The organism is Novacetimonas pomaceti (genome assembly GCF_003207955.1).
Taxonomy (GTDB): domain Bacteria; phylum Pseudomonadota; class Alphaproteobacteria; order Acetobacterales; family Acetobacteraceae; genus Novacetimonas; species Novacetimonas pomaceti.
The window spans coordinates 74,599-84,866 of sequence record NZ_NOXG01000011.1 but is presented as its reverse complement, the minus strand read 5'-3'; the positions used below and the strand labels follow the sequence as shown (position 1 = coordinate 84,866).

Annotated in this window: 3 protein-coding genes and 1 pseudogene; 1 reads left to right on the top strand and 3 read right to left on the bottom strand. The window is 60.9% G+C overall.

What is annotated here, in order from left to right; genetic code table 11:
• Positions 1–85: 85 nt before the first annotated feature.
• Positions 86–1,408: pseudogene (locus CFR71_RS10340) on the top strand (glycogen debranching protein); the annotation flags it as partial.
• A 34-nt stretch (positions 1,409–1,442) separates the two neighbouring features.
• On the opposite strand, the gene glgB reads toward CFR71_RS10340, so the two are convergent.
• From glgB to CFR71_RS10325, 3 genes are read right to left on the bottom strand one after another with little or no spacing between them, the layout of a single operon-like run.
• A complete protein-coding gene (glgB, locus tag CFR71_RS10335; RefSeq protein ID WP_239020356.1) occupies positions 1,443–3,692 on the bottom strand; it encodes a 1,4-alpha-glucan branching protein GlgB in 2,250 nt (749 codons plus the stop codon).
• Positions 3,689–6,988: a maltose alpha-D-glucosyltransferase gene (gene treS / locus CFR71_RS10330; protein WP_110530779.1), complete on the bottom strand. Its 3,300-nt coding sequence runs from the start codon at positions 6,986–6,988 to the stop codon at positions 3,689–3,691. The genes glgB and treS overlap by 4 nt, the downstream gene beginning before the upstream one ends.
• Positions 6,985–10,203: an alpha-1,4-glucan--maltose-1-phosphate maltosyltransferase gene (locus tag CFR71_RS10325; RefSeq protein WP_110530777.1), complete on the bottom strand. Its 3,219-nt coding sequence runs from the start codon at positions 10,201–10,203 to the stop codon at positions 6,985–6,987. The genes treS and CFR71_RS10325 overlap by 4 nt, the downstream gene beginning before the upstream one ends.
• Positions 10,204–10,268 lie beyond the last annotated feature (65 nt).

Genomic DNA, 10,268 nt, shown 5'->3' with positions numbered 1-10,268 from the left:
AAGCAGAATATCGTCAATATTCCAGATCGGGCTCCTGTGGGATGACTGAATTCTACAAAATGACCCGAAATTGCCTCAAGTGTGAGAAATCCGCGTCGAGGTCATTCTGGATGTCGTGTACAACCACACGGCGGAAGGTAATGAATGTGGTCCTACATTGTCATTCAGGGGAATAGACAATCAGTCCTATTACCGTCTTGTGCCGGACCGGCCGCGTTATTACATCAATGATACCGGCACGGGGAATACGGTCAACCTGTCCCACCGACGGGTGATCCAGATGGTGACCGACAGCCTGCGTTACTGGGCCGATGAGATGCATGTTGACGGGTTCCGGTTCGACCTGGGCACCATACTGGCGCGTGAACCCAACGGATTTGACAACCAGTCCGGATTTCTCAAGGCATGTTCGCAGGACCCGACGCTGGAGACGGTCAAGATGATCGCCGAACCGTGGGATTGCGGGCCGGGTGGATATCAGGTGGGGGCCTTTCCTCCGGGCTGGGCCGAATGGAATGACCGCTTTCGCGATAATGTGCGCGGATACTGGAAGGGTAATTTGTTCGCCCACGATATGGCGGCGCGTCTGCTGGGCAGTCCCGACCTGTTCGATCATCAGGGGCGCAAGCCATGGTCATGCGTCAATTTCATAACGGCGCATGATGGCTTTACCCTGAATGATTGTGTTTCGTACAATGCAAAACACAACCAGGCCAATGGGGAAGACAACAGGGACGGGTCATCGGACAACGGTTCATACAATTATGGCGTCGAGGGGCCGACCGACAATCCGGAAATCGTGAAGATCAGAAACCGTCAGATGCGCAACATGCTGGCGACGCTGCTGCTGTCGCAGGGGACGCCGATGCTGCTGGCGGGGGACGAGTTCGCGCGGACGCAGCGGGGGAACAACAACGCCTATTGTCAGGACAACGATATTTCATGGCTGGACTGGTCCCTTCTGGAACGTAACCAGGAACTGGTCCGGTTCGTCACCCGTCTGACCACGCTGCGCCGGCAGTTTCCGATCCTACGCCGCGGCCGTTTCCTGACCGAGGCGTATAATGGCGACCTAGACATAAAGGAACTGACGTGGGTCAATCCCACGGGCAATGAAATGGAAAGCGCCGACTGGGATTCGGCGCGGTGTTTTGGACTGATGCTTGATGGGCGGGCGCGTCCGACCGGCCTTATGAAGCGTGGAGAGGACGCGACGTTGCTGCTGGTGTTCAATGCGTGGCATGACGTCGTGGAGTTCACCCTGCCGTCAGTTTCCGAACAGCACTGGTGCCTGCTGCTGGATACGGAAATCGAGGGTACAGACCTCAAGAAACAGCTTTTCGCGCCCTGCCATCGTTTTGCGGTGACAGGGCGTTCCTTCCTGCTGTTTCATCTGCAACCGGACTGATGGACGTGAAAACCGCCGGGGGACGCCGGAGGGCTCAGTTTTCCTTACCGATGAGGCCGGTGCCTGTTTCATAGCGGAAAAACAGGCTGCCAAGCGGCGGCAGGGAAATGTTGAGTGAATGGTCGTGGCCATGCGCGGGCAGGGGGGATGTCCGCACGGCCCCGTAATTGCCGACATTCGATCCGCCGTAAATGTCGCTGTCGGTATTGAGGATTTCCTTCCATGTGCCTTCATGGGGGACGCCGATACGGTAATCATGCCGGGGCACGGGCGTCATGTTGCACACGATCATGATCGTGGGGGCGCCTTCGGTCCGGCGTATCCATGCGAAGACCGAGTTTTCACGGTCATCGCCAATCAGCCATGCAAAGCCTTCGGCCCGGCTGTCGGAACGGTGGAGCGCGGCATGGGCGCGGTAAAGGCGGTTCAGGTCGCTGACCAGCCGCCTGACGCCACCGCCTTCGACGGTATCAAGGCCATGCCATGAAAGCTGCGTTTCATGGCTCCATTCCCCGGGCTGTGCGAATTCCCCGCCCATGAACAGCAGTTTCTTGCCCGGATGCCCCCACATGAAGGCCAGATAGGCACGCAGATTGGCATGTTTCTGCCACGTGTCGCCGGGCATGCGCCGGATCAGCGACCCTTTGCCATGGACAACCTCGTCATGCGAAAGGGGCAGGATGAAATGTTCCGAAAACCCATAAAGAAGACCGAATGTCATCTCGTCATGATGAAAGAGGCGATGGATCGGGTCATGTCCCATGTAATCCAGCGTGTCGTGCATCCACCCCATGTTCCATTTGAAGGAAAAGCCAAGGCCCCCTTCGCTTACGGCGCGTGTGACGCCGGGCCATGCGGTTGATTCCTCCGCCACCATGATCGCGCCGGGGCAGCGCACGGCCACGGTTGCGTTCAGGTGGCGGAGGAACGCGATGGATTCCAGGTTTTCCCGGCCGCCATGGATATTGGGGATCCAGGCGTCAGCCTTGCGGCTGTAATCGCGATACAGCATTGACGCCACCGCATCGACGCGCAGGCCGTCAATATGGTACTGGTGCAGCCAGAACAGGGCGCTTGCGATCAGGAACCCGCTGACCTCGCGACGTCCGATATTGTAAATCAGCGTGTTCCAGTCAGGATGGTACCCTTCCCGCGGGTCGAGATGCTCATATAACGCGCTTCCGTCAAAGCGGGCCAGCCCGTGCGGGTCCGTCGGGAAATGGGCGGGCACCCAGTCCAGGATGATGCCGACACCCGCCCGGTGGCAGGCATTGACAAACCGGGCGAAGGCGTCCGGCGCGCCAAACCGGGCGGAGGGCGCGAACAGGCCGAGTGGCTGATACCCCCAGGACCCCCCGAACGGATATTCCATGATGGGCATCAGTTCGATGTGGCTGAAACCCGTTTCAAGGACATACGGCAGTAATGTCGCGGTCAGTTCGTCCCAGTTCACCGTCCCGCCATTTGCATGTCGCCAGGAACCGGCATGGATTTCATAAATGCTGATCGGGGCCGCAATGTCCTGTCGCGTGCCGCGTGTCTGCATCCAGTCGTCGTCCGACCATTCGAAATCCGTTGTCGCCACCACGATTGATGCCGTCGCGGGGGACAGTTCCGCCGCGAATGCAAGCGGGTCGGCCTTCAGCGGCAACAGGTGGCCCTGCCTGTCCACGATTTCGAACTTGTAGGCCTCCCCGGCATCAAGACGCGGAATGAACAGTTCCCATATGCCATGTTCATGACGCAGCCGCATGGCATGGCGACGGCCATCCCACTGGTTGAAGTTTCCCACGACAGAAACGCGGCTGGCATTGGGCGCCCATACGGCGAAGCGCACGCCCCTGACCCCCTCGACCTCCATGACATGGGCGCCCAGCACGCGGTACAGATCCTGATGTTCCCCATGGGAAATCAGGTGCAGGTCGAAGTCCCCCAGCAACAGGCCGAAAGCGTAGGCGTCTTCGGTTTCCTGCGTGGCGTTGTCCCATTCAACCCGCAGCCGGTATGGCGTGCCGGTCGGGATGGTGCCTGTGAACACGCCATCGGGATGAAGCAGGGTCATTGCCCATTCCCGGGCGCGCCTGCGTCGGCCCGGACGTGGCGCGAGGGTTTCGACGATCGTGACCTTATGCGCGCCGGGCATGAAGACGCGGATGGTGTCTTCCTTTCCATCGGGATGACGGCCAAGGAAGGAAAACGGGTTGTCCAGCCGCCCGTGCAGGAGGGCTTCGACCCGGCTGTCGATATCCTGTCCGGCACGAAGAATGGGAAGATGTTCCGTCACTGCCGCTCTCCTGACGTTGATGGCCCTGATGCCGGGGGGAAGGTCATGAGGTCATGCAGCCCCGCCAGCGCCGTTCCGATCCACGCGGGACGGTTGGTTGCCTCATAACGTATTTCGTAGGCCGCCTTTTCCATCAGGAAGAGGTGCAAAAGCGCGGCCTGTGCCTGCGGTGTGCCAATGGCGGTCGCGGTGGTCCCGATGCCTTCTGTCCATCCTTCCTGGAAATTCCGCGATGCCTCGGCATGGAAGGCGGAAATGTATTCCGTCGCGCGGACCGCCGAGCGTTCGGCGGCGGGATGGCTGGCCGTATCGCTGTCGGCAATACGCGCGGTATCGGCGACATAGGCGATGGAGCGCAGCATGCCTGCCACGTCGCGCAGGGGGCTGGCCTTGCCCCTGCGTTCGGGCAGGGGGGTCATGGGCTGTCCCTCGAAATCGATGATGACGGCATCGTTTTCCACCACCAGCACCTGCCCGAGGTGGAAATCGCCATGAATGCGGGTCCTCAGCGTGCCCGGCGCCGATGCCGCCAGCGTCGTGACAAGCCGCAGCAGGTCCTCGCGCGCTGCAAGCAGGGCGGTGGCGTGCGTCCGGTCACCCGCATGCGGCCAGTCGGTGATGCCCGCCACGATATCGAGCGCGCGCGTGATTTCATCACGCACCATGGCCGACAGGGCGGAAACGTCGTTTTCAGATGCCTGTTCGGGGGCAAAGGCCGCGTTGTCGCTGCCGCGTGCCAGGATGGCGTGCATTTCACCCAGCCGCTGTCCCATGACGCGGAAAAACGCGATATGTTCGGCACGCATGCCGGCCTGTTCCTCGCCACTCAGGGCGAGGTCCGTCGCGATGCCGCGCAGGTATCCCAGCGTCCAGCCCCAGCCATCCCCCTGATTGCCGACATACCCCTCCATGATGGCAAGGGTATATGTCTCCCCCCCTGCATCCACCCGCATGACTTCGCCCAGGAAGGGGGCGATGCCATGCGCGCCGTGTTGTGTCAGGAATTCCGTCATTTCGACTTCGGGATGGATGCCTGCATGCGGCTGGCGGATCAGTTTGAGGATCAGCCTGTCCCCCACGATCAGCGAACTGTTGCTCTGTTCGGAGGAAAGCCAGTGGATGGGGGCATCCGCCGGGATATCGAGATGGCGGAACGCGTCGGAGGCACGAAAGACGATTTCCCCTTCGCCTGCGGCAAGGTGGCTGCCGTCGGCCATGGCCCTGATGAATGCGTTCGTCAGCGCGGGCAGGGCGAACGCATCGGTCAGGTACCCCGTCTGTCGCCCACGCCGCACGCGCGACAGGGCCAGCTGCTGTGGCAGCGCGGGAAGCGTATCGGTGTCCCACGCGATGCCCAGCGGCAGGAAATACGAATCTTCCCGCCCTTCCGACTGCGCGCGGATTTCACACAGCAGCAGCTGCGTGCCCACAGGCGTTGCCTGAATGATGCGAGCCAGTGTGATCCGCCGCCCCCGCGCGGAAGCCCAGCGCCGCATCGGAAGGTAGGCCGGCAGGATCTCCTCCTCCATGACTTTCCGCAGGGGCGCGTCCATCAGGTCGCGCAGGTCGCGGCGCAGGACAATGGTGCGGAATTCCGGCAGGGGTTCCGGCGCGGGGACATGCCAGGCCGGATTTTCCGACAGGGTGCACAGCCGGAACCATATGAAGCCATAGGGCGGCAGCGTCAGAAGGTACGGAAGCTGTCCGATGGGGGGAAAGACGCTTTCGGCCGTCATTTCCACCGGCACCCGACCGGCGAAGAGGGAGAGGTCGAGTTCGACCGCCTGGGCTGAGCGGGCGAGGTTGGCCACGCACAGGATGGTGTCGGCCTCGTATTCCCGCAGATAGGCCAGGATCTTGCGATTGCCGGGGGAAAGGAACGTCAGCGTCCCCCGGCCAAACGCGTGGGAACGCGCCCGCACCGCCAGCATGCGCCGCGTCCAGTTGAGGAGGGAGAACGGGTCGCGTCGCTGTGTTTCCGCATTGACCGCGGCATATCCATAAAGCGGATCCATGATGACCGGCAGCACAAGGCGTTCAGGGTCCGCGCGCGAAAAGCCGCCATTGCGGTCCGGCGACCACTGCATCGGGGTGCGGACCCCGTCGCGATCGCCAAGCTGTATATTGTCGCCCATGCCGATTTCATCGCCATAATACAGCACCGGCGTCCCCGGCATGGACAGAAGCAGGCTGTTGAGGAGTTCGATCCGCCGCCGGTCGCGTTCCAGCAGGGGGGAGAGGCGCCTGCGGATGCCAAGGTTCAGTCGCGCCCTGCGATCGGCGGCATAGGCATTCCACATGAAGTCCCGTTCGCTGTCGGTGACCATCTCCAGCGTCAGTTCGTCATGATTGCGCAGGAAAATCGCCCACTGGCAGGTGGGGGGGATATCGGGCGTCTGGCGCATGATGTCGGTGATGGGAAAGCGGTCCTCCCGCGCCATGGCCAGATACATCCGGGGCATCAGCGGGAAATGGAAGGCCATGTGGCATTCATCGCCATGGCCGAAATATTCCTGCGTGTCCTCGGGCCACTGGTTGGCTTCGGCCAGAAGCATGCGGTTGGAAAAACGCGCATCCAGCGCCGCGCGGATGCGGCGCAGGACCTCATGCGTTTCCGGCAGGTTCTCATTGCTGGTGCCGTCGCGTTCCACAAGGTAGGGAATGGCGTCGAGCCGCAGCCCGTCGACCCCCAGTTTCAGCCAGAAGGACATGATCCCCAGAATGGCGCGCAGGACGTGGGGATTGTCGAAATTGAGGTCTGGCTGGTGGGAATAGAAACGATGCCAGAAAAACGCCCCCGCCACGGGGTCGCGCGTCCAGTTGGAAATTTCCGTATCGCAGAAAATGATGCGCGTGCCGGCATATTCGGTGCCGGTGTCGGACCAGACATAGAAATTGCGCGCGACCGAACCGGGTTTTGCCTTGCGGGCCCGCTGGAACCACGGATGCTGGTCCGATGTGTGGTTGATTACCAGTTCGGTAATGACGCGTATGTTGCGGGCGTGCGCGGTATTGATGAAATGCCGCGCGTCGGCCAGCGTGCCATAATCCGGATGCACGTCGCGATAGGCGGAAATGTCGTATCCATCGTCCTTGCGCGGGGAGGGATAGAAAGGCAGCAGCCAGATCGTGTTGACGCCAAGATCCGCGATATAGTCCAGTTTCGATGTCAGGCCCTGAAAATCCCCGATCCCATCATTATCCGAATCAAAAAAGGATTTCACATGCACCTGATAGATGACCGCGTCCTTGTACCATAACGGATCGGCGGGAGGGGCCGGATTGCGTTTCGTCATGGCCTGTCGCCTTCCACCGGACGGACATGCCATATCGCAAAGGGCAGGTCGCCCGGATCAAGGCGGACATGCTGGATCTTTCCCGTCCAGATTTCGTGCCGGTCGCGCATCAGGTCATGAACGTGCAGGGAGGCACTGTCCGGCAATCCCCATTCCCATAACGGGATTTCGAAAGTGGACTGCTGCACATTGACGGGATCCAGGCTGACGGCCACCAGTATGACATCGGACATATCGGTCATGCCCTTTGCAAAATAGATGATGGAATCATTGAACATGTTGTAAAACCGTAATCCCAGATGGGTCTGCAGGGACCTGTGATGCCGTCGTATCGCATTGATCCGGCCCGTTTCCGGTATGATGTTGCCCGGACGGTCATCATCCCATGTGCGGATCTGGTATTTTTCGGAATCCATGTATTCCTCGCGTCCCGCAAGGGGGGTAGCTTCACACAGTTCGAAACCCTGGTACATGCCCCATAACCCGGACAGCGTGGCAGCCAGCGCCATGCGGATCAGGTGCGCGGCCCGGCCGCCGTCCTGCAGGAAAAAGGGGTTGATGTCGGGCGTATTGACAAAAAGATGCGGGCGAAAGAAATCACGGACCGGCCGGCTGGTGATTTCCGTCATGTACGACGTCAGTTCCTGCTTCGTATTGCGCCACGTGAAGTATGTATAGGATTGGGAAAATCCCGCCTTTGCCAGCCGATACATCATCTTGGGATGGGTAAAGGCCTCGGACAGGAAGATGACGTCCGGATGCTGCGCGCGGATATCGGCAATCAGCCATTCCCAGAACGGCAGTGGTTTCGTGTGGGGATTGTCCACGCGGAAAATCCTGATGCCCTCGTCAATCCAGAACAGCACGACATCACGCAGGGCATGCCACAGGTCGGGAATGGCGGCGGGGGCGTAAAAATCCACATTGACGATATCTTCATATATTTTGGGTGGATTTTCCGCATGCCTGATGGATCCGTCGGCGCGATGGTCGAACCATTGGGGATGTGTCGTGATCCATGGATGGTCAGGGGCGCACTGGATCGCGAAATCCATCGCCAGTTCCATGCCATATTCATGCGTGATGCGGACAAGATCACGAAAATCCTCGATCGTGCCAAGCTGCGGGTGAATGGCGTCATGACCGCCTTCGGCCGATCCGATGGCATACGGACTGCCGGGGTCGCCGGGTTGCGCCTGCAGGCTGTTATTGCGTCCCTTGCGATTGATGCGACCGATGGGGTGGATGGGGGGCAGGTAAAGGACATCAAAGCCCATGTCGCGCACATAAGGCAGGCGTCCGATGACGTCGCGCAACGTTCCGTGCTGGTCGGGGCCGGCGCCCTGGGAACGTGGAAACAGTTCATACCAGCTGCCGTACCGCGCGGCGGGACGTTCGGCGAAGATTGCAACGGGCGTGGCCAGTCGCGTCAGGAATGGCCTGCTGCTGACATGATCCATCAATGCCCGCACCGGGGCGGAAAGAAGATGTCCGGTCATCTCCGCCTGCGACATGCGCAGGAGGTCATCCAGAAGGCGCGCCAGCCGCGTCTTCATCAGGCCGTCCGTATCGGCCATGGCGGCATGGATCATGACACGCGCATCCGCGATGTCCTGTGTTTCGATCCTGCCGGCCGCCTGCTTTTTTTCAAGGGAACGCGCAAGCGATGCGTAACGGTCCTGCCATGCCTCGATCGTGTATTCCCACGGCCCGACCCGGTCCAGCGACAGGAAGCCACGCCAGCGGCTGTTGCCGATCGGCTCCATCGGCGCGTGACGCCACAGGGGATCATCCACTGCCCGCCATGACAGTCGCGCCGCGAGGAGGTCATGCCCATCCATGAAAATGTCCGCCTCCACCGTGATCGACGTTCCGGTTTCCGCCTTGACCGCAAAGCGGGGCGGATCCACCGCTGGCGTGACATTTTCCATGGCGATGCGGCCGGGCTTCATGACGGCATGCATGTTCGTCGCATGCGGATGTTTTATGGGCGGACCATTGGCTTGTGTCTCGAAAACCCTGACTTCGCCAGCCTCCAGTGTCAGCCATCCGTCACGGAGCAGGGAAACAGGCGGCCTGCCCCCATCGATCGGGGAAAGCGAACCAAAATCAGGCGCCAGGATGTCAGGACAGAGGGTGTCGGGACAGGCAGAGGCGGCATGCCATGGGGAAGGATTGATCAGGATGACACGCATGCGGGGAGCATGTTCATCGCCATGTCGCACGACAAGCACCGTAATCGGATTGTCCGCGGAACTGGCGCGCAGGTGGGGGGCTGCCAGCCTTGCCCGGCCGGATCCTGTCATCCTGCCTGCATGCAGGAGGGCATCATGGACACGGATGTCCTCAAACATGGTTTCATTTTCAGCGAAGGCGGGAACGAGCATTCCGTCGCCCGTCGCCCCGGCAAGGCGCAGGTTCATGATTTCACGTTCAGGATCAACGCCTGCGGATGATGCGATGCCGGCGGGGAAAGGAACGGGACAGGCCAGCCGCCCGACCGTGCCGGGAAGGGCGCGCCATTCCTCCACAAACCAAGGATCGTGCCTGTTCCACCATGCGACGGATGAACTGACCAAATCGACGCCTGTCGTGGCGATCTGGTACGTTGCATCCCCCGACAGTCCCGCCGTCCACGCGATCCAGCGGCAGGACGGCAGGATCGCGCGGGATATCCGGATAATGTCGCGCAGGAAATCAGGCGGCAGGTTCTGTGGGGCGTCACAGCGGAAACCCCGCACGCCCGCCCCCAGAAGGGATTGCAGTATCCCCCGCCAGTAATCGCATATTTCCTGATGGAATGAGGAAACATTCAATCTGCGCGCGCGCGGGTCATCCGTGGATATGTACCATTGCGGATATCGACGCGCCAGAATGCCATCATGCGCCACGCGATCCAGGGGCAGGTCAAGCAGGACGCCCATGCCGTATTCGCCTGCCGTGTCGCACAGCTTCTGCAGGCCGGTCAGGAAGGGACAGCCCCATGACAGCGATGCGTTGCCTTCCCCGAAGGAGGAGACAAGGAATGCATCGTCGCCTGACGCGAAGATGGGTGAAATCAGGCAATCGGAAAAACCGCTGTCGGCGTCACGTGAAAAAACTTCCGCCCATCTGTCTGGCCGATGGACCTGACTTGCGGGCAGGTAGCGGATGACAGGCGACCAGGGCGTGCCGTCACCGGTATGAACGTTGTCGCGCGGATTGCCTGACCCCATGCCGGTTCTTTCTTCGGGCTTTCATAGGCAGGTCTCGGACCCGCTTGTCGCGGGGCGATCTGTCG